Source organism: Amycolatopsis sp. NBC_01307, from assembly GCF_035975215.1.
Classification (GTDB): Bacteria; Actinomycetota; Actinomycetes; order Mycobacteriales; family Pseudonocardiaceae; genus Amycolatopsis.
The window spans coordinates 3,358,927-3,380,810 of sequence record NZ_CP108403.1 but is presented as its reverse complement, the minus strand read 5'-3'; the positions used below and the strand labels follow the sequence as shown (position 1 = coordinate 3,380,810).

Sequence of the window (21,884 nt, the reverse complement as noted above, 5' to 3'; positions counted from 1 at the left end):
CGGGTCCTCTCAGGCGCTGAGCGTGCGGGCGTAGAAGTCGAGGATGCGTTCCCAGCCGTCCTTCGCGGCTTCCGGCCGGTAGCTCGGCCGGTCGACGGCGAAGAACGCGTGGCCCGCGTCCGCGTACGTGTGGAACTCGTGCTCCTTGCCGAGCTTCTCCAGCTCCGCCGCGAGCACGGCGACCTCGTCCGGGCTCGGGAACTTGTCGTCGGCGCCGAAGATGCCCAGCAGCGGGCAGGACAGCTCCGAAGCCTTGCCCAGCAACGGCTTCATGAACTTCATGGCCTCCGGCGGGTCGTTGACGACGAACGCGCCGTAGCAGTCCACCGCCGCGTCGACGTCGATCGAGCAGCCGACGAGGAACGCCTGCCGCCCGCCCGAGCAGTGCCCGATGACCCCGACGCGGCCGTTCGCGTTCTCCAGGGCCTTCAGGTAGTCGGCCGCGCCGGAGACGTCGCCTACCAGGCGGTCGTCCGGGACGCCGCCGGCCGCGCGGACGGTGGCGGCCGCGTCGTCCGGGTCCGCGCCCGGTGCCTCGCGGGTGTAGAGGTTGGGGCAGATCGCGTTGTAGCCCTCGGCGGCGAAGCGGCGCACCATCTCCTTCGTCGACGCGTCGTAGCCGGGCATGTGGTGGATCACCACGACCCCGCCGCGCGTCGCGGCGTCGGTGGGCCTGGCCGCGTAGGCCTCGATCTCGTCGCCGCCGTTCCCGGTGATGGTGACGGTTCCGGCGATGAGTTCGTCGGTCATCGGTTCTCCTTCGGTGCTTCGAGGGTCTGGGGTTCGGGGGTCTGGTGGAAATAACGGGCGCCGCGCGAGGCCGACGCCACCGCGGCGACGACGGCCATCACCGCGGCGGCGGTGAACACGATCACGAGGCCGTGGTGGAACGGCCCGGAGATCAGCTGGGGGAAGAAGTCCCCGCCGGTCAGCGTCGCCCGGTCGGCCGGCGCCAGTCCGGCGAGGACGTCCGGGCCGAGCAGGTGCCCCACCGGGTTGCTGCCGAGGAACGCCGCGAAGAGCGTGCTCACCGGCGGCAGCTGGGCGACGCCGTCGGCGACGTTCGCCGCGACGCCGTGGGCCTGCAGGCCGCTGGTGAGCGTCTGCGGCAGCGACCCGGCGAGCCCGGCGATCATCAGCGAGAAGAACACGCCGATCGACAGCGACGTCCCGGAGTTCTGGAACGTCGCGCGCATGCCGGAGGCGACGCCGCGTTGCTCGGTCGGGACGCTGCTCATGATCGCCGAGGTGTTCGGCGCGGAGAACATGCCCTGGCCGATCCCGCTGACCACGAGCAGCGCGGCGAACGCCGGGTACGGGAAGTTCACCGGCAGCGCCAGCAGGCCCAGGAACGCCGCCGCGACCAGCAGCAGCCCGCCGGTGGAGAACAGCCGGGCGCCGAACCGGTCGGACAGGTACCCGGACACCGGGCCGGCGAGGAGGAACCCGACCGTCAGCGGCAGCATGTAGATGCCCGCCCACAACGGCGTCCGCTCGTAGTCGTAGCCGTGCAGCGGCAACCAGATGCCCTGCAGCCAGATGATGAGCATGAACTGCATGCCACCCCGCGCCACCGACGTCAGCAACGCGGCGATGTTGCCCGCGGCGAACGCGCGGATCCGGAACAGCCCGAGGTGGAACATCGGCGCGGCGACGCGGGTCTCGATGAGGCCGAACGCCACGAGCAGCAGCACCCCGGCGCCGATGCCGCCCAGCACCAGCGGGTTGCCCCAGCCGGTCGCGGCGCCGCCGTAGGGCTGGATGCCGTAGGTGATCGCGGCGAGCAGGATCGCGGTGCCGGCGGCGAAGGTGATGTTGCCGCCCCAGTCGACCTTCGCGCGCTTCGGCGTGCCGACCTCGCGGAGGCTGCGGATCGACCAGATCGTGCCGAGCAGCCCGAACGGCACGCTCACCCAGAACACCGCGCGCCAGTCGATCTCGGCGAGCAGCCCGCCGACGACCAGGCCGAGGAACTGCCCGGCCAGCGCGGTGATCTGGTTGACGCCCAGCGCCATGCCGCGTTGCTCGGTGGGGAAGGCGTCGGTGAGGATGGCCGCGGAGTTGGCCGTCAGCATCGACCCGCCGACGGCCTGCACCACCCGCCAGCCGATCAGCCACAGCGCACCGCCGCCGGCGTGGAACGGGTCGAACGACAACGCCACCGAGGCGACGCTGAAGACGACGAAGCCGAGGTTGTACATCTTGACCCGGCCGAACATGTCGCCGAGCCGGCCGAGCGTCACCACCAGCACGGCCTGCACCAGCAGGTAGCCGAGGATCATCCAGAGCAGGTAGCCGATGTTGCCCGGGGCGAGGGGATCGAGGCCGATGCCGCGGAAGATCGCGGGCAGCGAGATGATCACGATCGAGCCGTCGAGCGCCGACATCAGCACGCCGAGCGTGGTGTTCGACAGTGCGACCCACTTGTAGCGGTTCGCCTGGGTTCCGGTGCCGGTCACAGGGCGTCCGCCAGCCGCTCGACCAGCGGGATCGCGGCGATCAGCTTGCGCTGCTCGGCCGCGGTGAACCGCTCGGCCAGCGCGGTGGCCATCCGCTCGGTGGTCACCGACCGCCGGTCGGTGAGCAGCCGGACGCCGGCGTCGGTCACCGACATGAGGACCTTGCGGCCGTCGCTGTCGTCCTTGCGGCGCTCGACGAGGCCGCGTTCGACCAGCCCGGCGAGCGTGACGCCCATGGCCTGCGGCTTGACCCGTTCGAGGTCGGCGAGGCACCCCGGCGTGGCCGGGCCTTCCCGGTCGAGCCGCGAGAGCACCGAGCGTTCGGGCAGGGTCAGTTCGCCGACGACGTAGCCCTGACGCAGCCGCCGGACCAGCCGGCCCAGGGCGACGCGCAGGTCGGTGCTCGCCTGGAGCAGCTCCTCGTCCGTCACGTTCGTCAACCTAGACTGATAAACCTGGGTTGATCAACTCGGACCTATCGGGTGAGCCGGGAGCTTTCGCCCGGTCATCGCGGTCACCCGGTGTTAGCGTCCGAAGTGGACATATGCAGCCGAACGCATTCCCCGGAGGAACCGCCGATGACGATCCCGCACGTCGAGCACGCAGGCCACGACCACGTCCACGCCGAAGGCTGCGGGCACGCCGCGGTCCCGCACGGCGACCACGTCGACTACGCGCACGAGGGGCACCTGCACCGCGCGCACGACGGGCACTTCGACGAGTGCGAGATCGCCGGCCACGTGCCGCACACCGGCCACGACCACGTCCACGGCGAAGGCTGCGGCCACGTAGCGGTCCCGCACGGCGAGCACGTCGACTACCTCCACGACGGCCACCGCCACGTCCCGCACGAAGACCACTACGACGACCACTGAACGCCCGGCCGCCTCGTCGTGAGTGTTTAGGAGGGTTAGAACCCTACTTACCACTCACGACAAGCCGCGGCAGAAGGCTCAGTGGACGTGGACGGGTTCCCACTCCGGGAACGGGTCCGGGCCGCTCGCCACGTCACCCAGGCACTCCCGCAGCGCGCCGAGCAGTGCGTCGCCCGCCAGGTCGACGCCGATGAACACCAGCTCCTGCCTCGGTTCCGGCGCGACGCCCTGGGGTTCGAACCGTGCCACCGTCCCGGCCTGGGACCACAGGCCGGTCACCCCGGGCCGGGACGCCAGGGCGAAGAAACCCTTGGAGCGCAACACCGTCCCGAACTCGCCCGAGTCGAGCCGCCGGGCGACGAAGTCCCACAGGCGCGGCGGATCGAAGGCCCGGGACGCGCGGAACACCACGCTCGAGATGCCGTACTCCTCGGTCTCCGGCACGTGGTCGCCGTTCAGCTCGGCGACCCAGCCCGGTGCCTCCTGCGCGCGCAGGACGTCGTAGCGGCCGGTGCCGAAGACCCGGCCGAGCGGCACCTTCCCGAAGCTGCTGGTCACGACGTCGGCCGCCGGGTTGAGCCGGCGGAGCACCGCCACCAGCAGCGCGGCCTCGTCCGGCGACACGAGGTCGGTTTTGTTCAGCAGCAGCACATCCGCGAACTCGACCTGGTCCATCAGCAGGTCGCTCACCGTCCGCTCGTCGCCCGAGTACTGGTCCAGCCGGCGCTCCACGAGGGAGTCGCCGGTGGCCAGCTCGCGGGCGAAGTTCGCCGCGTCGATGACCGTCACCATGGTGTCGAGGCGAGCCACCTCGTCCAGGAACGTGAACGTCGCGGCCACCGGCATCGGCTCGGAGATCCCGCTCGACTCGATGAGCACGTGGTCGAACCGGTCGTCCGCGCACAGCGCCGCCACCTCGTCGAGCAGGTCTTCCCGCAGGGTGCAGCAGATGCACCCATTGGTCAGCTCGACGAGGCGCTCCTGGGAGCGCACGAGCGCGGCGTCGATGTTGACCTCGCTCATGTCGTTGACGATCACCGCCACCCGCAGGCCGTCGCGGTTGGCGAGGATGTGGTTGAGCAGTGTCGTCTTGCCCGCGCCGAGGAAGCCCGACAGCACGGTGACCGGGACGCTCACGCGTGGAAGTGGCGGATCAGCCGGCGGGGGACGAGCTTCGTCTCGCCGTCGACCTTGATCGGGACCAGGTCCACCGCGGCGGCCTTCCACTGGGACCGCCGGGCGCGCGTGTTGCTGCGTGACTTCTTCCGCTTGGGGACGGCCATCAGCGCGTACCCCGCTTCCCGTAGCGGCGGTGGAACTTCTCGACCTGGCCGGCGCTGTCCATGATCCGCTGGGTGCCGGTCCAGAACGGGTGCGACCACGCGCTGATGTCGACCGTCACCAGGGGATAGGTCTGCCCGTCGGACCACTCGATCGTCTTGTCCGACGTGGCGGTGGAGCGGGTCAGGAACGCGTCGCCGGTGGACGAGTCCTTGAAGACCACGGGGTGGTAATCGGGGTGGATGCCTGGTTTCACTGGTCTTCCTTTCGGTTCGCCGCGGTCGCGTCGTGCCGCGCCGGGTCGGGTTCGGTGTCTTCGCAGGGTTCTTCGTGCCAGTCCCCGAACGGATCGGGGTAGCGCTCCCAGGCCTCGGGGCCGGCTGTCAGTTCCTCGTCAGTCAGTAGAGCGCCGCGCAGGGCCGCGTCGATCTCGTCGGGCGTTGTCTGGTCCGTCACCACGACGAGCTCCTGCGCGCGGTCGCCGTGCACCGGGTGCCAGCGCAGCGACGCCAGGGTGCGGCGCTCGGGGGAGACGTCCGTCCACTCCGGACCGTCCGGCGAGGCGAGCCACGGCCCGGCGTGCCCGATGCCCAGCCCGCCGCCGGCCGACTCGATCCAGAACGCGACGTCCGGCCGGCTCGCCACCCAGGCCCGGCCGCGGGTGCGGACGACGCCGTCGAGCAGGACGTCGAGCGCGTCGTGCAGCCGCTGCGGGTGGAACGGCCGCTCGGCGGTGAAGGTGACCAGCCCGATGCCGCAGTCGGCGTGCAACGGCGGCTGGCCGCGCAGCAGGGCGCCGTGCATGTCGGTGACCTCGCCGCGCCGCGCGTCGGCCGGGACGGCGTCGAGCACGCTGTGCCCGTCCACGCGGCTCAGCTCGACCCGCGGGGTCGACGGCGCGACGCGGTCGAGGACGGCGGACGCCTTGGCCGCGCCCCACGCGTCGGTCGCCGCGCCGGCCAGCACGAGGACGTCGGCGAACTCGACCTGGGACAGCGCCACCTGCGCGACGGTCCGGTCGTCCTCCGGGCTGGCCTGCAGGTTTCGCTCGGCCAGGGCGTCGTCGCCGGTCGCGTCGGCGAGCCAGGTCGCGCAGCCGACGACCGTGAGCACCGCGCGCAGGTCGACGTCGTCGTGCACCGGGTGGTCGCCGACCAGGACGTTGCGGATCGCCCAGCTGACCGGCTCGGGCTCCATCGCCTCGTCGAGCCGGACGACGATCCGGCGCACCTGCGGCATCCGGGCCAGCCGCCGCAGCAGCGGGAGCAGGTCCTCGCGCAGGGTGCAGGACACGCAGCCGTGCGCCAGTTCGAGGACGGTCAGCTGGTCGCGCTGCTCCAGGCGCAGGCGGCGGCGGACGACGCCGGAGTGGATGTCGCGCAGGTCGTGGTGGACGACGGCGGTGCCGGGCTCGGCGACGCGCAGCAGCTCGGCGAGTTCGGCGTTCGGTCCCGGGGCGAGACCGCTGACGAGGACGAGCGGGACGCGGGGTGGGTGGGTCACATGGGCTCCAGGAATACGGGCGGGGTACGGTGCGTAGAGTAGATGAAAACGACAACCACTATCAACTCGGGAGGGTCCGTGTCCGCCGTGTGCCAGGTCACCGGCCGCAAGCCGGGGTACGGCAAGCAGGTCTCGCACTCGCACCGCCGTACGTCCCGGCGGTGGGAGCCGAACCTGCAGAACCGCCGCTACTTCGTGCCCGGCGAGCGCCGCTGGGTGCGGCTGCGCGTCTCCGTCAAGGGGATGAAGACGATCGACAAGCGCGGGATCGAGGCCGTCGTGGCCGAATTGAAGGCGAAGGGGATGAAGTTCTGATGGCGAAGAGCACCGACATCCGGCCGGTCGTCAAGCTGCGGTCGACCGCGGGGACCGGCTTCACGTACGTCACGAAGAAGAACCGCCGCAACAACCCGGACCGGATGGTCCTGCGCAAGTACGACCCGGTCGCGCGCAAGCACGTCGAGTTCAAGGAAGAGCGCTGATGGCGAAGAAGTCGAAGATCGCGAAGAACGAGCAGCGGAAGGTGATCGCGGCCCGGTACGTCGAACGCCGTCGCGCGCTCAAGGCCGTCATCGCGTCGCCGTCGTCGTCCGCCGACGACAGGGGAGCGGCGGTCGTCTCGTTGCAGAAGCTGCCGCGCGACGCGAGCCCGACGCGGATCCGCAACCGGGACGTGGCCGACGGCCGCCCGCGCGGGTACCTGCGCAAGTTCGGGCTGTCCCGGGTGAAGATGCGCCAGGCCGCCCACCACGGCGAGCTGCCCGGCGTCACGAAGTCGAGCTGGTGAGCCGGATGCCGAAGCCGACCCGGGACCGCCCGGGCAAGCGCAAGGTGAACCTGCTGCACGCGCACCGGATCACCCACGTGGACTGGAAGGACGTCGACCTGCTGCGGAAGTTCGTCTCCGACCGCGGCAAGATCCGCGCCCGCCGGGTGACGGGGTTGACGCCGCAGCAACAGAAACAGGTCGCCACGGCGATCAAGAACGCGCGGGAGATGGCTCTGCTGCCTTACCCCGCTTCGGGACGCGCCAGCTGAAAACCAGGTGCGCTCGGCTGGGCGGCGCGCGATCATGAGCCTGCGAAAGGGGGCGTCACACGGGATGTCCTGACATCAGGAGGTCCGCGTAGTGCACGCCCAGCTCACGGTCACGCCCGCCCAGCTGCCCGAAGTCCTGCTCGCCGCCGCCGTCGTGCGGCCGGTGTTCCTGTGGGGCGCGCCCGGTATCGGGAAGTCGTCCCTGGTGCGGGAATTCGCGGCGTCGCTCGGTCTCGACTGCGTCTCGCTGCTCGGTACCCAGCTCGCGCCGGAGGACCTGATCGGCGTCCCGCAGATCGTCGACGGCCGCAGCCGCTTCTGCCCGCCGGAGCAGATCGCCCGCGACGAGCCGTACTGCCTGTTCCTCGACGAGCTGAACGCCGCCGCGCCCGACGTCCAGAAGGCGTTCTACTCGCTCATCCTCGACCGCCGGATCGGCTCGTACGAGCTGCCGGCGGGCTCGGTCGTGATCGGCGCCGGCAACCGCGCCACCGATCAGGCCCTCGCGCGCCCGATGGCGTCCGCGCTGGTCAACCGGCTCGTCCACGTGCACCTGCGCGCCTCGCCCGCCGACTGGCTGACCTGGGCGACGGGCCACGACATCCACCCGTCGGTCGTCGACTACCTGACCCAGCGCCCGGACCACCTGTGGAGCCCGCCGCCGAAGACCGAAGAGCCGTTTTCGACGCCGCGGTCCTGGCACATGCTCTCGGACCTGCTGCACTCCTACGGCGACGCCGCCGGTGACGAGACGATCGCGCTGCTGGCGTACGCGACGCTCACCCCGCAGCACGCCGGCTCGTTCCGCGCGTACCTCAAGGTCGTCCGGCACGCCTTCGACCTCGAAGCGATCCTCAAGGGCGACGCCCGCTGGCCCGCCGAGCCCGGCGATCGTGACCTGCTGTACTTCCTGGCCGAGACGTTCCGCGCCCGGCTGGTCAAGGACCTGCCCGCGGACAAGCGGCACGCGTCGGCCGCGGTGCGCCAGTTCGCGTTCCGCGCGAAGAGCCTGCTCGTCGAGCTGGCCGAGATCTCCCTGGAGATGGCCCAGCTGGTCATCGCCGACGACGAGGCGGGCCACCCGCGGCTGCCGTCGTGGTTCCTGGTCGAGGCCGCCCGCGACCTGCCGCGGCTCGTGGACGCGCGCGCGTGAGCACCGCGCAGGCCGAGGCCAAGCGCCGTGAACGCCGGACCAAGGCGATCGACGCGGGCTGGGCACTGGCCCGCGAGCACACCGTGCTCGACCACCTGACGCGCGGCGCGAGCCTCGGCACGCAGAGCCTGACCGGCGTCGGCAGCTGGGCCGTCGTCAGCGAGCGCGGGGTGATCACGGCGAACCGCGCCCGCGACGCCGAGCCCGTGGAGTGGGCGTGGGTCTTCGCCCACCTGCTGCTGCACCTCGGCCTCGGCCACCTCGACGAGGAGACGCTGACCGACGCCGAGGCCGTGACGCCCGGCCGCGAGATCGACGCGTCCTACGGCGCCGCCTGCTGCGTGGCCGTCCACCGGTTCGCCGAGGCGGTCCACGTCGGCGAACCCACCGTGCTGCTCCCGGAACTTCCGGGCGGCGACGAACTCTCGTTGACCCGCGCGTGGCGCGAAACCGGCGTCCCCGGTGCGTTCACGGGGCTCGGCACCGGCGGCGCGCGGCCGTGCCTGCGGCTCGGACCACCCCAGAGCCGCTGGCACGTCCAGTACAACGGCAAGCCGGAGCCGTGGACCGAGCGGTTCGCGCGCGGCCTGATCGCCTCGGCCACCGAGGCGATGGAACGCGCCGCGGACGCGCGTGGCCAGACCCGCCACCGGCGGGCGCTGGGGGAGTGGGACCGCGCGCTGGCCTGGTTCGTCTCGTCGTTCCCGCTGCTCGGCGCGATGGCCGCGGGTTTCACCCTGATCGCCGACGCCGAGGTTGTCCGCGCCTGGGACATCGCCGTGGCCGCGGTGGACGCCGAGCACGGCGAGATCTACGTCAACCCGCACGCGCCGCTGACCGCCGGGGAGTGGCGGTTCGTGCTGGCGCACGAGATGCTGCACGCCGCGCTGCGCCACGACCGCCGCGCGCTCGGCCGCGACCCGTACCTGTGGAACGTCGCCTGCGACTACGTGATCAACGGCTGGCTGGTCGCGATGGCTGTCGGTGTATTGCCCGAGGACGCCCTGCACGACCCGCAGCTGACGGGCCTGTCCGCCGAGTCGGTCTACGACACGCTCACCACGGACCTCCGGCGCGCCCGCAAGCTGCAGACCCTGGGCAGCCGGGAAGCCGGTGACGTCCTGGGCGACTGGCTCACACAGCCCGAAGCGACACAGCGCCGGTCGTCCCGGCGCGCCGAGCCGCGGCCGATGCCGTGGACGGACCGCGTGCAGGGCGTCGACCTCGACGAGTTCTACCGCCGCGCGCTCACCCAGGGCCTGACCTACCACCACAACCAGGGCCGCGGGTTGCTGCCGGCCGGGCTGGAGCAGGAGATCCGGGCCCTGGAGCACCCGCCGCTGCCCTGGGACGCGCAGCTGGCCCGCTGGTTCGACGAGCACGTCCGCGTCGAGCTGCCGGTGCGCAGCTACGCGCGGGCGTCGCGCCGCCAGTCGTCGACGCCCGACATCCCGCGCCCCGGCAAGGTACGGCCCGAGCAGCTCGACCGGCGCGTCACCTTCGGCGTCGTCCTCGACACGTCCGGCTCGATGGACGTCGAGCTGCTCGGCAAGGCGCTGGGCGCGATCGCGTCCTACGCCGCCGCGCGCGACGTCCCGGCGGCGCGCGTGGTGTTCTGCGACGCCGTCGCCTACGACGCCGGCTACCTCGCCGTCGAGGACATCGCGGGGCGGGTCAAGGTGCGCGGGCGCGGCGGCACGATCCTGCAGCCCGGCGTCGACCTGCTGCAGCGCGCGCCGGACTTCCCGCCGGACGGCCCGATCCTGATCATCACCGACGCGCTGTGCGACCACGTCCGGCCGCGGCGCGAGCACGCGTACCTGGTGCCCCGGGGCGCCCGGCTGCCGTTCGTCGCGCGCGGGCCGGTGTTCCGGGTTTCGTGAGAGCCTCACCGCATGAGTGACGACGAGATCACCCCGGAGATGCTGGCGCTGTGGGCCAAGATCTTCGGGTTCGCACGCGAGGGCCGGACCGCGGAACTGGCCGCGTACGTCGACCGGGGAATCCCGGCGAACCTCACCAACGACAGCGGCGACTCGCTGGTCATGCTGGCCGCCTACCACGGCCACGCCGAGACGGTCGCCGCGCTGATCGAGCGCGGCGCCGACCCGAACCGCGAGAACGACCGCGGCCAGAGCCCGCTGGCGGGCGCCGTCTTCAAGAACGAGCCGGCCGTCGTGCGCGCCCTGCTCGACGGCGGCGCCGACCCGCGCGCCGGGCAGCCGTCGGCGATCGACACGGCGAAGATGTTCGGCAACACCAACCTGCTCACACTGCTCGAACGGTGACTCTTCGCACGCCCGGCTGGTGCTGACCCACCCCGTCAATAAACTCCCGCGAATGGACGACCCGCACTACCTCTCCGGCCTCCAGCTGACGGGCCGCCGCGTCGTGATGTTCGGCGGCGGTTCCGTGGCCCAGCGCCGGCTGCCCCGGCTCATCCGCGCGGGCGCGCGCGTGGAACTGGTGTCCCCGCACACGACGCCGTCGGTGCAGGGCATGGTGGACGCGGGCGAGCTGGTCTGGCACGAACGCCGCTACTCCGAAGGCGACCTGAAGGACGCCTGGTACGCGCTGGCCTGCACCGACGACGCCGAGGTCAACGCGGCGATCTGCGCCGAGGCCGAGCGCGAGCGCGTGTTCTGCGTCCGCGCGGACGAGGGCGAGTCCGGCAGCGCCGTGACCCCGGCGTCCGGCCGCCACGGCGGGCTGCTGGTCGGCGTCCTCTCCGGCGGTGAGCCCCTGCGCTCGGCCGCGGTCCGCGACTCGATCCTGGACGGCCTGCACGCGGGCACGGTCGAAGACGGCCGCCGCCCGCACCCGGACGGCACCCTGCCCGGCGTCGCGCTGGTCGGCGGCGGCCCGGGCGACCCGGAGCTGATCACCGTCCGCGGCCGCCGGCTGCTCGCGCGCGCCGACGTCGTCGTCGTCGACCGGCTGGCGCCCCGCGAGCTGCTCGACGAACTCGCGCCCGAGGTGGAGATCGTCGACGCGGCGAAGATCCCGTACGGCCGCGCGGCCAGCCAGGACGTCATCAACAGCACGCTCATCGACCGCGCGAAGGAGGGCAAGTTCGTCGTCCGCCTCAAGGGCGGCGACCCGTACCTGTTCGGCCGCGGCTTCGAGGAGGTGCTGGCCTGCGCCGAGGCCGGCGTCCCGGTGACGATGGTCCCGGGCATCACCAGCGCGTTCGCGGTCCCGGCGGTCGCCGACGTCCCGGTGACCCACCGCGGCGTCGCCCACGAGGTGGTGGTCGTCTCGGGTCACGTCGCCCCGGGCGACGACCGCTCGCTGGTCGACTGGGACCTGCTGGCCCGCATGCGCGGCACGATCGTCCTGATGATGGGCGTCGAGCGGCTCCCGCAGTTCGCCAAGGCCCTGCTCGACGGCGGCCGCCCGGCCGACACCCCGGTGGCGATCGTCGAGGACGGCACCATGCGCACCCAGCGCGCCCTGCGGTCCACATTGGACACGGTGGTCACCGACGCGGCCGCGTCGGGAGTCCGCCCGCCCGCGGTGATCGTGATCGGCCCGGTCGCGGGTCTGCCGCGGCCCTCGTGAGTGGTAATGCGGGTTCTAACCCTCATTACCACTCACGACCCGAGCCTCAGTCCTCGTAGCAGCTCGCGGCGAAGTCGCGGATCGCGTCCGACAGGCGGGTCGGGTCGAACCTCAGCTCGACCGGGCTGCGGGCCTGGACGAACTCCGCGTCCGGCATGTCGACGGCCAGGGTGTCCGCGTCACCGAAGGGGTGGATCGGGTCGCCCTGGTGGCCGATCACCAGGGCGCGGGTCGTGATCTTGCGGCGCACCGACTTCGGCGGCGCGATCCGGCCGAACAGGACCCCGTGCAGCAGGGCCGCCATCGGGGCCGGGCGCTGCGAGAGCGTGTCGGTGATGACGTCGACCCACTGGTTGCCGTGCGGGACCAGCGAGGCCCCGAAGGCCACCGCCTGCACCGTGACCGGCAGGAACCGGGCCGCCATCAGCAGCGGCGCGAAGGTGAACAGGCCCGCGACGATCGCGTTGTCCAGCACCGGCATCTCGACGATCAGCCCACGCGCCCGCTCGGGGGCCGACACCGCGACCTCGAGCGAGACGTTCGCGCCCAGCGACGTCCCGCCGATCACGGCGGCGGAGACCTCGAGGTGGTCCAGCAGCGCCAGGGTCTGCTCGGCGAACGACGGCATCGAGTACAGCCACGACTCGGTCGGGCGGTCCGAGTCGCCGTGGCCGAGCAGGTCCAGCGTGACCACCCGGAACCCGGCGCGGGCCAGCCGCCGCGCGAGGGGCGCGTGCATCCGGCGGGTGAGCATGATGCCGTGGGTCAGCACGACGACCTTGTCGCCGCTGCCGAACTCGGTGTACCAGAGCCGGTGCCCCTCGTGGTCGAACGAGCCGGTGAGCTCGATCGGGCGGGACGAACGCCGTGCGGGCGGGGCCGGGGGCTCCGGCTCGATCAGGGTCGCGCTGCTGGCCGGGCTCATGTCCCACCGTCCTCCCCGTGTCGTGGTCACCTTCCTCCAGGAAAGCATCCCCTGACCACGTTGGCACAGTGGCGGACCGCACGGGATCACAGTTCAATTGACACCGTGCCAATGGCGGGTGGTCGCGGGGATGGGTCAAGATGACCTCATGACCGCTACTGCTGACAGTCTGCCCGACCTCGTCTCCCTCAAGGTCGACATCGAAGGCCACGTCGCCGAAGTGACGCTCCTCGGCCCTTCGAAGGGCAACGCGATGGGCCCGGACTTCTGGCGCGAGCTGCCGCTGGTGATGGGGGCCCTCGACGCGGACCCGCAGGTCAGGGCCGTGGTGCTGACCGGCAGCGGCGCGCACTTCTCCTACGGCCTCGACCTGCCCGCGATGATGGGCGGCTGGGCGCCGCTGCTGGCGGGCGACGCGCTGGCCGGCCCGCGCAGCGAGTTCCACACCGAGGTCCGGCGGTTGCAGGCTGCGGTCAGCTCCATCGCCGAATGCCGCAAACCGGTCATCGCGGCCGTCTCCGGCTGGTGCATCGGCGGCGGCGTCGACGTCGTCACGGCGGCCGACATCCGGCTGGCCAGCGCGGACGCGAAGTTCAGCGTCCGCGAGGTGCGCGTCGCGATCGTCGCCGACATCGGCAGCCTCCAGCGGCTCGCCCCGATCATCGGCGAGGGCCACGTCCGCGAGCTGGCGCTGACCGGCAAGGACATCGACGCCGCCCGCGCCGAGAAGATCGGCCTCGTCAACGACGTCTACCCGGACCAGGACGCGCTGCTGAAGGCCGCGCGGGAACTGGCCGGTGAGATAGCTGCGAACCCGCCGCTCGTGGTGCAGGGTACGAAGCAGGTACTGGCGGCGAACACCGAGCGCCAGGTCGCCGACGGCCTCCGGTACGTCGCGGCGTGGAACTCGGCGTTCCTGCCCAGCAAGGACCTCGGCGAGGCGGTGCAGGCCTTCATGGAGCGTCGCAAGCCGGAGTTCACGGGCGAGTAGCAAGAAGGAGGCAGCAGGGTGAGCAACGGCGCTTCGGAAGTCCACCACGCGTTCCGCGTGGCGCGGGACTACCTGCAGCAGCACCGCGAGGACTACGACACGGCGTACCGCGACTTCGCCTGGCCGGAGTTCGACCACTTCAACTGGGCGATCGACTGGTTTGACGTCGTCGCGCACGATCCGGACAACGCCGAGCGGCTGGCGTTGTGGATCGTCGAGGAGGACGGCACCGAGAACCGCTGGACCTACCCGGAGATGTCGGGCCGGTCCAACCAGGTGGCGAACTGGCTGCGCGGCCTCGGCGTGCGCCGCGGTGACCGGCTGATCCTCATGCTGGGCAACCAGGGTGAGCTGTGGGAGACGATCCTCGCCGCGATCAAGCTCGGCGTGGTGATCATCCCGGCGTCCACCCTGCTCGGCCCGGCCGACCTGACCGACCGCGTCGAGCGCGGCGCGGCCAAGCACGTCGTGATCCGCTCGGCGGACACGGAGAAGTTCGCGGACGTCGCCGGCGACTACACCCGGATCGCGGTGGGGGAGCCGGTCGAGGGCTGGCACCCGTACGCGACCGCGTTCGCCGAGTCGCCCGAGTTCGCCCCGGACGGTCCGACGAAGGCCGCCGACCCGCTGCTGCTGTACTTCACCTCCGGCACCACGGCGAAGCCGAAACTGGTGCAGCACACGCAGGTGTCGTACCCGGTGGGGCACCTGTCCACGATGTACTGGATCGGCCTGGAGCCGGGCGACGTCCACCTCAACATCTCCTCGCCGGGCTGGGCGAAACACGCGTGGAGCAACGTCTTCGCGCCGTGGAACGCCGAGGCGACTGTGTTCCTGTACAACTACACCCGGTTCGACGCGGGCGCGCTGATGGCCCAGATGGACCGCTGCGGCATCACGAGCTTCTGCGCGCCGCCGACGGTCTGGCGGATGCTCATCCAGGCCGACCTGACGGCGCTGAAGACGCCGCCGCAGAAGGTCGTCGGCGCGGGCGAGCCGCTGAACCCCGAGGTGATCGACCAGGTCGAGAAGGCCTGGGGCATCACGATCCGGGACGGCTTCGGCCAGACCGAGAGCAGCGTCCAGATCGCCAACACGCCGGGCCAGGACGTCGTGCCGGGCTCGATGGGCCGCCCGCTGCCCGGGTTCGTCGTGGCGCTGGTCGACCCGGTCAGCGGCGAACGCGCGCAGGAGGGCGAGATCTGCCTCGACCTCGACCACCGGCCGGTGGGCCTGATGACGGGCTACGCCGGCGACGACGAGCGCACCTCGACGGCGTTCTCGAACGGCTTCTACCACACCGGTGACGTCGGTTCGATCGACGAACGCGGCTACATCACCTACGTCGGGCGCACCGACGACGTCTTCAAGGCGTCGGACTACCGGATCTCGCCGTTCGAGCTGGAGAGCGTGCTCATCGAGCACGAGGCGGTCGCCGAGGCAGCGGTCGTCCCGGCCCCCGACCCGATCCGGCTCGCGGTGCCGAAGGCCTACGTCGTGCTGGCCGCCGGCCACGAGCCGACGGCGGACACGGCGAAGGCGATCCTGGCGTACTGCCGCGAACACCTGGCGCCGTACAAGCGGATCCGGCGGCTCGAGTTCGCCGACCTGCCGAAGACGATCTCGGGCAAGATCCGCCGCGTCGAGCTGCGCGGCCGCGAGAGCGACCCGGCGCGCGGCGCGGGCACGGAGTTCCGCGAGGAGGACTTCCCGGACCTCAAGGGCTGAGCGGGGCTCTGGGGGTGCTCAGCTCCGGGTGCCCTCGATCTGGCGGCCGTCTTCGGTCGAGCACACCGTCACCGGGTCGTTCGCGCCGCTGCCGCACGTCCACTCGTCCAGCACGACGGGGCCCGGGCCGTCGGCCGAGGCCGCCTCGGCCGGGGTCAGCTTCGTGAAGTAGTCCTTCAGCAGCGTCGTCGCCGCGGCACAGTCGACCTTGCCGTGCGCGACGACCGCCGTCTTGGCGCCGCCCGATCCGGTGACGTCGCCGCACGGCACGCCCGGTGCCGTGGACGCCGCCGCGGCCGCCTCGGCCGGGACCGCGCTCGAGGCGGACGGCGCCGCGGGCGCCGGGTCGGCGCCGCCGCACCCCGCCAGAGCGGCGGTCGCGGCGACGAGCAGCAGGGGGTAGGCGAGTGTCTTCATGGGCCCTTCAGAAGCGGACGGGACGGGAACTCATTCGGACGGGACGACGGCGGCGAACACCGTCTGCTCGCCCTTGGTGCAGGTGGTGCCGCCTTGTGCGGCGGGCGGCCCGGAGGTGCACAGCCAGCCGTTCACCGTCTCGTTGACCGCGTCGTTCGAGCCGGCGCCCTGGCGCCCGGCGATCTTGCGGTGGAAGTCGGTGACCAGCTGGGTCGCCGCGACGCAGCTGACGCCGGACGAACCGCTGTCGAAGACGTAGAGGGTCAGCCCGCTGGCGGCGGTGATGGTGCCGCACGCGCCGGGGACGGTCGGCGGCACGGCGGCCGGCTTCGACGCCGGGCCGGGCGCGGACGAGCCGCTCGTGGCGGGCGGCGGTGGCGGCGTCCCGGCCGTCGTGGACGCCGGCGCGGCGGACGTCGACGCCTGCGGCGGGGGAGCGGCGGCCGGGGCCGGGTCGCCGGAACAGGCGGCGAGCGCGGGCACGGCGAGGCAGGCCGCGAGCAATGGCCGCCACATCCTCGTGGTGGTCGGGTGGGGCACCGCGATCCTTCCTCCCCGGTCGGGCCGGCCAGGTCGTTCTGGCCCATCCGGGCCGGGGCCCCGTGGATCGACGCGCCCAGGGGTGTGCCGGAGATTACTCCAGCCGGGTGGCGGGCGTGTCCGGTGGCTCCCGTTTGTGTGTCCACAATGGACGGTTAACCTCCTGTTCACGCTCCGATACACAAGGCTGCCATCAAGAATCGATCGGTCTAATTCCCGCCACGGCCGTTAACAACCCGGCCCGGACTGCCGACGATCGAGGTGGAAGCCGGCGAGCTTCCCGTCCCCGACAACCGCGCCCCGACCCCGTGAGAGCGATGAACGCCGTCACCAGCACCGAAGAACCGTCCCGCCCGCCGACCGTCCCCAACACCGTCATCTGGTGCTGCGGCCGCCCCTACGTCCTCGAGTCCCGGCCCGGCCGGGCCCGCTGGGTGGGCACCGACGGCCGCGGCCGTCCCGAGGCGCTGAGCAGCGCCGAACTGCAGCGACGCGGCTGGAGCCACCGCCGCGCGTGCTGAGCCGTGAGCTCTAGGGTGGGCGAGTGAGCACAGCCGCACCCGAACCAGCTCAAGCGAACACCCCGAGCGCCGAGCCGTCGCTGCTGCGACAGGCCTTCAACGTCCCCAACATGCTGTCGCTGCTGCGGCTGGCCGGCGTGCCGGTCTTCCTCTGGCTGCTGCTCGGCCCGAAGGAGGACGGCTGGGCGCTCGCGGTGCTGATGTTCGGCGCGCTCACCGACTGGCTCGACGGCAAGCTGGCCCGCTGGCTCAACCAGATGTCGCGGCTCGGCTCGCTGCTCGACCCGGCCGCCGACCGGCTCTACATCCTGGCGACGCTCGTCGCGTTCCTGCTCCGCGAGATCATCCCGTGGTGGGTCGTGGTGCCGCTGCTGGTCCGCGAGGCCGTGCTCGGCGTGTGCGTCCTGACGCTGCGCCGCCGCGGCTTCGCCCCGCCCGAGGTCACCTACATCGGCAAGGGCGCGACCTTCGTCCTGATGTACGCCTTCCCGTTCCTGCTGCTCACCCAGGGTGGCTCGGACATCGCCGCGATCGCCCGGCCGATCGGCTACGCCTTCACGATCTGGGGCGGCGTCCTCTACGTCTGGTCCGGCGTCCTCTACGTCGTGCAGGCGCGCACCGCGCTGCGCGGGGCCGGCGACGACTGAGCGCGACCGTTCCGCCGGGTCGTTCCGGGCGGCTGCGCCGTGTGGGTGTAAGACTTCGCCCAGCACATTTCGCCAGTGAGGGCATGAAAGGGGACCGGCGGTGTCCGTTCCTGAAGAGCTTCGCTACACCGAGGAACACGAGTGGGTCGCGACCCGCGGCGAGGACACCCTCGTCCGGATCGGCATCACCGAGTACGCGCAGGACCAGCTCGGCGACGTCGTGTTCGTCGACCTGCCCGAGGCCGGCCGCCACGTCGGCGCGGGCGACGTCTTCGGCGAGGTCGAGTCGACCAAGAGCGTCTCGGAGCTGTTCGCGCCGGTCGACGGCGAGATCGTCGCCGTCAACAACGCCGTCGCCGACTCGCCCGAGCTGATCAACAGCGACCCCTACGGCGAGGGCTGGCTGATCGAGATCCGGCTCGAGGACCCGTCGGCGCTCGAGGCGCTGCTCGAAGCCGAGGCGTACGGCGCTTTGATCAAGGGCTGAAACCCCGTCCGACCTCGGAATCCGGCCGATGGGAGCGATCTGCTCACGGTTCGCCGGTACCGGGGCCCGGAGAAGCGATCAGGCACGGTACGTTGGCAGCTACACGTTCTTGAAGTACTGGTAACACAGCATGTGTGGAGGAGAGCTCAGGTGAGCACGAACGACGGGCCGGGCGGCGTTCCCCCGGAGCAGTCTCCGGAGCGGACCTCTGTCTTCCGGGCCGACTTCCTGGCCGAAGCCGAAGGCCACGAGCCCGCCCCGGCCGCCGAAGCCCCGGTCCAGGGCGTCGACGCCCTGCCCGCGGGTTCGGCGCTACTGGTCGTGAAGCGGGGCCCGAACGCGGGCTCGCGCTTCCTGCTCGACCGCGACACCACCAGCGCCGGGCGTCACCCGGACAGCGACATCTTCCTGGACGACGTCACGGTCTCGCGGCGGCACGCCGAGTTCCGCCGTGAGGGCGGGGAGTTCGTCGTCATCGACGTCGGCAGCCTCAACGGCACCTACGTCAACCGCGAGCCGGTCGACCAGGCCGTTCTCGCCGGCGGCGACGAGGTCCAGATCGGGAAGTTCCGCCTGGTCTTCCTGACCGGCCCGGGGCACGGGGGCCAGGGGGCGCAGTGACGGCGGCCGGGCGGCCACAACGGGACGGGTTGAGCATCGGGGCGGTTCTGGCGCAGCTGCGCCACGACTTCCCCGACGTCACCATCTCCAAGATCCGGTTCCTCGAGGCGGAAGGCCTGGTCCAACCGGGCCGGACACCCTCGGGTTACCGGCAGTTCGCCGCGGCGGACGTGGAGCGGCTCAAGTTCGTCCTGGCCGCCCAGCGGGATCACTACCTCCCGTTGAAGGTCATCAAGGAGCAGCTGGACGCGGCGGACTCGGGTGCCGAGCCCGCCGCGGCCATGCCGCGCCCACCACGGCGTCTGGTGCCGATCGACGGGGTCGCCGACAACGTGGGCCTGCCGGTGGCGGACGACTTCGCCGCCGGCCGGGAGCTGCGCCTGACCCAGGAGGAGCTCCTGGAACAGGCCGGCATCGACGCGGCGGAGCTGGCCGAGCTGCAGCAGTACGGCCTGGTCCGGTCCGGTCCCGCGGGGTTCTTCGACCCGGACGCGGTGCTGGTCGCGCGCACGGTGAAGGCGATGACCGAATTCGGTATCGAGCCGAGACACCTGCGTGCCTTCCGCGCCGCGGCCGACCGCGAGGTCGGCCTGCTGGAGCAGATCGTGACCCCGGTGTACCGGCATCGTGACCCGGAGGCCAAAGCACGGGCCGACGAGGTGGTGCGAGAGCTCGCGGCACTGTCGGTGACCCTGCACACGCTCCTCGTGAAGGCCGGAATCCGTGGCGCCACGGGTTGTTGAGGCGTAACGGGACGGTGAGATCCTCTTTGCGGTCCCATGTCAATGACTGAATGTTCGGCACCTCATGCCGTACCGTGAGAACAACGGTTTGCGGTAGGCGAGCCGAGAGTGTCCGACAGCGAGCACAGCGCACGGATGACGGGTAGCGTCGGTAGTGAACGGCGCGAGGCGGTTCCAGCGCTGAAGCCCGTGTGCACGAGAGGGAGGCGAAGCCCGATGAGCGAAATGCGCGTCGTCGGTGTGCGGGTCGAGCTGCCCGCGAATCAGCCGATCTTGTTGCTGCGGGAGACCGAGGGCGAACGGTACCTGCCGATCTGGATCGGCTCGGTCGAAGCGACCGCCATCGCGTTGGAGCAGCAAGGGGTCCGTCCCGCCCGCCCGCTCACCCATGACCTGCTCAAAGAGGTCATCGGGGCGTTGGGCCGCGAGCTGGAGCAGGTCGTGATCACCGACCTCAAGGAAGGCACGTTCTTCGCCGAGCTCGTGTTCGACGGAGACATCCGGGTGTCCGCCCGGCCGAGCGACTCGGTCGCGCTGGCCCTGCGGATCGGCGTCCCCATCCACGCCGTGGACGCGGTGCTGGAAGAGGCCGGCCTGATCATCCCGGACGAGCAGGAGGACGAGGTCGAGAAGTTCCGCGAGTTCCTCGACTCGGTCTCCCCGGAAGACTTCCGCGGCGCCGATACATAACGGATGCCGCGGCTTGCCTTGACGCCGACGTCAACGTCTACCGTCGGGGCATGCGGATCGGAGAGCTGGCCAAGCGCACGGGTACCACTACCCGTGCGCTTCGCTTTTACGAGGACCAGGGCCTCCTCGCGGCCCGTCGCGCGGCCAACGGCTACCGCGAGTACGACGAGGACGACCTCCAGCTGGTCACGGAGATCCTGAAGCTGCAGACCGTCGGCCTGTCCCTCGACGAGACCCGGCCGTTCGTCGACTGCCTGCGCAGCGGCCACGAGACCGGCGACGCCTGCCCGAGCTCGATCGAGATGTACCGGCGCAAGCTCGCGGAGGCCGACGCCGTCCTCGCCCGCCTCGGCGCGATCCGCGCCGACCTCGCCGGGAAGCTCGCCGACGCGCTGGCCAGGCAGGACCCCGCCTGCGCCCCCGATCCGTGCGTCGTCCCCGAACGTCTCTGAAGGAGCTCAGTCATGTCCGAAATCCCCGAAATCCCCGAAATCGCCGAAGTCACGGATGCGACGTTCGCCGCCGAGGTGCTCGGCGGTGACGTCCCGGTGCTGGTCGAGTTCTGGGCCACCTGGTGCCCGCCGTGCCGGATGATCGCGCCGGTGCTGGCCGCGCTGGCCCGCGAGCGCGCCGGCAAGTTGTCGGTGTGCAAGATCAACTCCGACGAGAACCCGGAGACGACCCGGGCGTACCAGGTCATGTCGCTGCCGACGATGATCCTGTTCCGCGCCGGCGAGCCCGTCCTGACCGTCGTGGGCGCGCAGCCCAAGGCCCGGCTCGAAGAGCGCCTCGACCGGGCCCTCGCGGATCAGGGAGCGGTGGCCCTGACGAACGTGTCCGCGACCTCGCGGCCGTAGAGCTCCAGGTCCAGCGCGGGGTCGGCCGCGTAGGCCGCCGCCACGCCGTCGATCGCCTGGGCGATCGACATCGCCATCACCTCGGGCGTGAACGCGCCGAACGTGCCCTCGGCCTGGCCCTGCTTGAGCTGGCGGGCCAGGCCGTGCACCCGCAGGTCGTCGACCAGGACCTTCGTCATCACCCAGCCCTCGGCGTCGTCGGTGTTGGCGGCCATCTCCGTCAGCACCCGCACGCAGTCCGGGTAGGCCCGCAGGAACGCGATCGACGTCTCGATGTGCGCCCGCAGGTAGCCGGCGCGGTCGGCCGGGTCCAGATCGCCGCCGGTGCGCTCCTTGAGGAACTCGTTCTTCGTCTCGACGACCGTGCTGAGCACCGCCTGCATCAGCCCGGCCTTGTTGGTGAAGTGGTAGGAGATCATCCGGGTGCTGCTCAGCCCGGCGCGTTCGCGGATCTTGGCGAACGTGGCCTTGCGGTAGCCGAGGTCGTTGATGACGCCGATCGTCGCGCCGAGGATCTGCGCGCGGCGGGCGGCCTCGGTCACGCTGAGGCCCATCTCGGCCATGAGTTCGGTCTTTACTTGCATGAGTAAAAATTAACACGGCTGAGTAAAAGTGTCCAGGAGGTTTGAACCACTGCCTCCCGGGTACGGCGAACGGCTCAAACGCTCATCCGACCGTTGAGGCTTGCCGCGCGTCGCGTTGACCGGCCTTGCCTGGGCGCTTACCGTCGGAGGAGGTAAATCGCCACGATGTGATTCACGGTCTGGGGCCGGATCGTGGCGGTTGATCTCCGGTGGGTCCCGCTCTGGGTCCTGTCCGGCTGTCATTCGCCGGCCGCCTGGTCGGG

The 21,884-nt window shown here is 71.4% G+C and carries 30 protein-coding genes; 19 read left to right on the top strand and 11 right to left on the bottom strand.

The window, feature by feature from the left end; all coding sequences use genetic code 11:
- Nucleotides 1-9 precede the first annotated feature (9 nt).
- From OG439_RS14030 to OG439_RS14020, 3 genes are read right to left on the bottom strand one after another with little or no spacing between them, the layout of a single operon-like run.
- A complete protein-coding gene (locus OG439_RS14030; RefSeq protein WP_247051994.1) occupies nt 10-750 on the bottom strand; it encodes a dienelactone hydrolase family protein in 741 nt (246 codons plus the stop codon).
- Nucleotides 747-2,459 carry an MFS transporter gene (locus OG439_RS14025; RefSeq protein ID WP_326949792.1) on the bottom strand — a complete coding sequence of 571 codons (1,713 nt, stop codon included), beginning with the start codon at nt 2,457-2,459 and terminating at the stop codon, nt 747-749. The genes OG439_RS14030 and OG439_RS14025 overlap by 4 nt, the downstream gene beginning before the upstream one ends.
- Entirely contained in the window at nt 2,456-2,890 is a 435-nt protein-coding gene (locus OG439_RS14020) for a MarR family winged helix-turn-helix transcriptional regulator (protein ID WP_326949791.1), read from the bottom strand. Before OG439_RS14020 ends, OG439_RS14025 begins: the two co-directional genes overlap by 4 nt.
- Before the next feature lie 147 nt (nt 2,891-3,037).
- On the opposite strand from OG439_RS14020, the gene OG439_RS14015 reads away from it, so the two are divergent.
- Nucleotides 3,038-3,334 (top strand): hypothetical protein, encoded by a 297-nt coding sequence (locus tag OG439_RS14015; RefSeq protein WP_326949790.1) that lies wholly within the window; start codon nt 3,038-3,040, stop codon nt 3,332-3,334.
- A 78-nt stretch (nt 3,335-3,412) separates the two neighbouring features.
- Here OG439_RS14015 and OG439_RS14010 read toward each other — a convergent pair whose 3' ends face one another.
- From OG439_RS14010 to mrf, 4 genes are read right to left on the bottom strand one after another with little or no spacing between them, the layout of a single operon-like run.
- On the bottom strand, nt 3,413-4,471 hold the full coding sequence (locus OG439_RS14010; protein WP_326949789.1) for a GTP-binding protein: 1,059 nt from the start codon (nt 4,469-4,471) through the stop codon (nt 3,413-3,415).
- The gene (rpmF, locus tag OG439_RS14005; protein ID WP_326949788.1) at nt 4,468-4,617 is read right to left on the bottom strand and encodes a 50S ribosomal protein L32; all 150 of its coding nucleotides are present in this window, start codon (nt 4,615-4,617) and stop codon (nt 4,468-4,470) included. The genes OG439_RS14010 and rpmF overlap by 4 nt, the downstream gene beginning before the upstream one ends.
- Nucleotides 4,617-4,871, bottom strand: a complete 255-nt coding sequence (locus OG439_RS14000) for a type B 50S ribosomal protein L31 (protein WP_247051989.1) — start codon at nt 4,869-4,871, stop codon at nt 4,617-4,619. Before OG439_RS14000 ends, rpmF begins: the two co-directional genes overlap by 1 nt.
- On the bottom strand, nt 4,868-6,118 hold the full coding sequence (gene mrf / locus OG439_RS13995) for a ribosome hibernation factor-recruiting GTPase MRF (RefSeq protein ID WP_326949787.1): 1,251 nt from the start codon (nt 6,116-6,118) through the stop codon (nt 4,868-4,870). The genes OG439_RS14000 and mrf overlap by 4 nt, the downstream gene beginning before the upstream one ends.
- Before the next feature lie 78 nt (nt 6,119-6,196).
- Between mrf and rpmB the strand changes: the two genes are divergently transcribed.
- From rpmB to cobA, 8 genes are all read left to right on the top strand, one after another.
- Nucleotides 6,197-6,433, top strand: a complete 237-nt coding sequence (rpmB, locus tag OG439_RS13990) for a 50S ribosomal protein L28 (protein WP_326949786.1) — start codon at nt 6,197-6,199, stop codon at nt 6,431-6,433.
- Nucleotides 6,433-6,600: a 50S ribosomal protein L33 gene (gene rpmG, locus OG439_RS13985; protein WP_326949785.1), complete on the top strand. Its 168-nt coding sequence runs from the start codon at nt 6,433-6,435 to the stop codon at nt 6,598-6,600. Before rpmB ends, rpmG begins: the two co-directional genes overlap by 1 nt.
- Nucleotides 6,600-6,905: a 30S ribosomal protein S14 gene (rpsN, locus tag OG439_RS13980; protein WP_326949784.1), complete on the top strand. Its 306-nt coding sequence runs from the start codon at nt 6,600-6,602 to the stop codon at nt 6,903-6,905. Before rpmG ends, rpsN begins: the two co-directional genes overlap by 1 nt.
- Nucleotides 6,902-7,156, top strand: a complete 255-nt coding sequence (gene rpsR / locus OG439_RS13975) for a 30S ribosomal protein S18 (protein WP_326949783.1) — start codon at nt 6,902-6,904, stop codon at nt 7,154-7,156. The genes rpsN and rpsR overlap by 4 nt, the downstream gene beginning before the upstream one ends.
- A gap of 91 nt (nt 7,157-7,247) precedes the next feature.
- Nucleotides 7,248-8,309 (top strand): ATP-binding protein, encoded by a 1,062-nt coding sequence (locus OG439_RS13970; RefSeq protein WP_326949782.1) that lies wholly within the window; start codon nt 7,248-7,250, stop codon nt 8,307-8,309.
- The gene (locus tag OG439_RS13965) at nt 8,306-10,192 is read left to right on the top strand and encodes a vWA domain-containing protein (RefSeq protein ID WP_326949781.1); all 1,887 of its coding nucleotides are present in this window, start codon (nt 8,306-8,308) and stop codon (nt 10,190-10,192) included. The genes OG439_RS13970 and OG439_RS13965 overlap by 4 nt, the downstream gene beginning before the upstream one ends.
- A gap of 12 nt (nt 10,193-10,204) precedes the next feature.
- Nucleotides 10,205-10,597: an ankyrin repeat domain-containing protein gene (locus tag OG439_RS13960; protein ID WP_326949780.1), complete on the top strand. Its 393-nt coding sequence runs from the start codon at nt 10,205-10,207 to the stop codon at nt 10,595-10,597.
- Nucleotides 10,598-10,649: 52 nt separating this feature from the next.
- The gene (gene cobA / locus OG439_RS13955; protein ID WP_326949779.1) at nt 10,650-11,870 is read left to right on the top strand and encodes a uroporphyrinogen-III C-methyltransferase; all 1,221 of its coding nucleotides are present in this window, start codon (nt 10,650-10,652) and stop codon (nt 11,868-11,870) included.
- A 46-nt stretch (nt 11,871-11,916) separates the two neighbouring features.
- Here the strand turns inward: cobA and OG439_RS13950 are convergent, their stop codons facing one another.
- Nucleotides 11,917-12,795 carry an alpha/beta fold hydrolase gene (locus OG439_RS13950; protein ID WP_326949778.1) on the bottom strand — a complete coding sequence of 293 codons (879 nt, stop codon included), beginning with the start codon at nt 12,793-12,795 and terminating at the stop codon, nt 11,917-11,919.
- 148 nt (nt 12,796-12,943) lie between these two features.
- Between OG439_RS13950 and OG439_RS13945 the strand changes: the two genes are divergently transcribed.
- Nucleotides 12,944-13,786: a crotonase/enoyl-CoA hydratase family protein gene (locus OG439_RS13945; protein ID WP_326949777.1), complete on the top strand. Its 843-nt coding sequence runs from the start codon at nt 12,944-12,946 to the stop codon at nt 13,784-13,786.
- Between the two features lie 18 nt (nt 13,787-13,804).
- Entirely contained in the window at nt 13,805-15,514 is a 1,710-nt protein-coding gene (locus tag OG439_RS13940) for an AMP-binding protein (RefSeq protein WP_326949776.1), read from the top strand.
- Nucleotides 15,515-15,532: 18 nt separating this feature from the next.
- Here the strand turns inward: OG439_RS13940 and OG439_RS13935 are convergent, their stop codons facing one another.
- Nucleotides 15,533-15,931, bottom strand: coding sequence for a hypothetical protein (locus tag OG439_RS13935; RefSeq protein WP_326949775.1), 399 nt, complete (start codon nt 15,929-15,931; stop codon nt 15,533-15,535).
- A 30-nt stretch (nt 15,932-15,961) separates the two neighbouring features.
- On the bottom strand, nt 15,962-16,471 hold the full coding sequence (locus OG439_RS13930) for a hypothetical protein (protein ID WP_326949774.1): 510 nt from the start codon (nt 16,469-16,471) through the stop codon (nt 15,962-15,964).
- 317 nt (nt 16,472-16,788) lie between these two features.
- On the opposite strand from OG439_RS13930, the gene OG439_RS13925 reads away from it, so the two are divergent.
- The 8 genes from OG439_RS13925 to trxA all read left to right on the top strand — a co-directional run bounded on the left by OG439_RS13925 (nt 16,789) and on the right by trxA (nt 21,037).
- Nucleotides 16,789-16,992, top strand: a complete 204-nt coding sequence (locus tag OG439_RS13925) for a hypothetical protein (RefSeq protein WP_247051975.1) — start codon at nt 16,789-16,791, stop codon at nt 16,990-16,992.
- Nucleotides 16,993-17,015: 23 nt separating this feature from the next.
- Complete coding sequence (locus tag OG439_RS13920) at nt 17,016-17,639, top strand: CDP-alcohol phosphatidyltransferase family protein (RefSeq protein ID WP_247051974.1); 624 nt, start codon at nt 17,016-17,018, stop codon at nt 17,637-17,639.
- A 100-nt stretch (nt 17,640-17,739) separates the two neighbouring features.
- Nucleotides 17,740-18,126 (top strand): glycine cleavage system protein GcvH, encoded by a 387-nt coding sequence (gcvH, locus tag OG439_RS13915; RefSeq protein WP_247051973.1) that lies wholly within the window; start codon nt 17,740-17,742, stop codon nt 18,124-18,126.
- A 150-nt stretch (nt 18,127-18,276) separates the two neighbouring features.
- Entirely contained in the window at nt 18,277-18,747 is a 471-nt protein-coding gene (gene garA, locus OG439_RS13910; RefSeq protein WP_247051972.1) for a glycogen accumulation regulator GarA, read from the top strand.
- The gene (gene ftsR, locus OG439_RS13905; RefSeq protein WP_326949773.1) at nt 18,744-19,490 is read left to right on the top strand and encodes a transcriptional regulator FtsR; all 747 of its coding nucleotides are present in this window, start codon (nt 18,744-18,746) and stop codon (nt 19,488-19,490) included. Before garA ends, ftsR begins: the two co-directional genes overlap by 4 nt.
- A 216-nt stretch (nt 19,491-19,706) precedes the next feature.
- Nucleotides 19,707-20,180 carry a bifunctional nuclease family protein gene (locus OG439_RS13900; protein ID WP_009078856.1) on the top strand — a complete coding sequence of 158 codons (474 nt, stop codon included), beginning with the start codon at nt 19,707-19,709 and terminating at the stop codon, nt 20,178-20,180.
- A 50-nt stretch (nt 20,181-20,230) separates the two neighbouring features.
- Nucleotides 20,231-20,632 carry a MerR family transcriptional regulator gene (locus OG439_RS13895; protein ID WP_247051970.1) on the top strand — a complete coding sequence of 134 codons (402 nt, stop codon included), beginning with the start codon at nt 20,231-20,233 and terminating at the stop codon, nt 20,630-20,632.
- Nucleotides 20,633-20,644: 12 nt separating this feature from the next.
- Nucleotides 20,645-21,037, top strand: a complete 393-nt coding sequence (trxA, locus tag OG439_RS13890) for a thioredoxin (protein ID WP_326949772.1) — start codon at nt 20,645-20,647, stop codon at nt 21,035-21,037.
- On the opposite strand, the gene OG439_RS13885 is transcribed toward trxA, so the two are convergent.
- Nucleotides 20,989-21,621: a TetR/AcrR family transcriptional regulator gene (locus OG439_RS13885; protein WP_247051969.1), complete on the bottom strand. Its 633-nt coding sequence runs from the start codon at nt 21,619-21,621 to the stop codon at nt 20,989-20,991. The genes trxA and OG439_RS13885 overlap by 49 nt on opposite strands.
- Between the last annotated feature and the right edge of the window lie 263 nt (nt 21,622-21,884).

Bases quoted from the DNA above. Each gene is read 5' to 3' on its own strand.
- OG439_RS14030 (WP_247051994.1), bottom strand. From the start codon at position 750: ATGACCGACGAACTCATCGCCGGAACCGTCACCATCACCGGGAACGGC.
- OG439_RS14015 (WP_326949790.1), top strand. From the start codon at position 3,038: ATGACGATCCCGCACGTCGAGCACGCAGGCCACGACCACGTCCACGCC.
- rpmF (WP_326949788.1), bottom strand. From the start codon at position 4,617: ATGGCCGTCCCCAAGCGGAAGAAGTCACGCAGCAACACGCGCGCCCGG.
- rpmG (WP_326949785.1), top strand. From the start codon at position 6,433: ATGGCGAAGAGCACCGACATCCGGCCGGTCGTCAAGCTGCGGTCGACC.
- rpsN (WP_326949784.1), top strand. From the start codon at position 6,600: ATGGCGAAGAAGTCGAAGATCGCGAAGAACGAGCAGCGGAAGGTGATC.
- OG439_RS13960 (WP_326949780.1), top strand. From the start codon at position 10,205: ATGAGTGACGACGAGATCACCCCGGAGATGCTGGCGCTGTGGGCCAAG.
- cobA (WP_326949779.1), top strand. From the start codon at position 10,650: ATGGACGACCCGCACTACCTCTCCGGCCTCCAGCTGACGGGCCGCCGC.
- OG439_RS13950 (WP_326949778.1), bottom strand. From the start codon at position 12,795: ATGAGCCCGGCCAGCAGCGCGACCCTGATCGAGCCGGAGCCCCCGGCC.
- OG439_RS13945 (WP_326949777.1), top strand. From the start codon at position 12,944: ATGACCGCTACTGCTGACAGTCTGCCCGACCTCGTCTCCCTCAAGGTC.
- OG439_RS13935 (WP_326949775.1), bottom strand. From the start codon at position 15,931: ATGAAGACACTCGCCTACCCCCTGCTGCTCGTCGCCGCGACCGCCGCT.
- OG439_RS13925 (WP_247051975.1), top strand. From the start codon at position 16,789: ATGAACGCCGTCACCAGCACCGAAGAACCGTCCCGCCCGCCGACCGTC.
- OG439_RS13900 (WP_009078856.1), top strand. From the start codon at position 19,707: ATGAGCGAAATGCGCGTCGTCGGTGTGCGGGTCGAGCTGCCCGCGAAT.
- OG439_RS13895 (WP_247051970.1), top strand. From the start codon at position 20,231: ATGCGGATCGGAGAGCTGGCCAAGCGCACGGGTACCACTACCCGTGCG.
- trxA (WP_326949772.1), top strand. From the start codon at position 20,645: ATGTCCGAAATCCCCGAAATCCCCGAAATCGCCGAAGTCACGGATGCG.
- OG439_RS13885 (WP_247051969.1), bottom strand. From the start codon at position 21,621: ATGCAAGTAAAGACCGAACTCATGGCCGAGATGGGCCTCAGCGTGACC.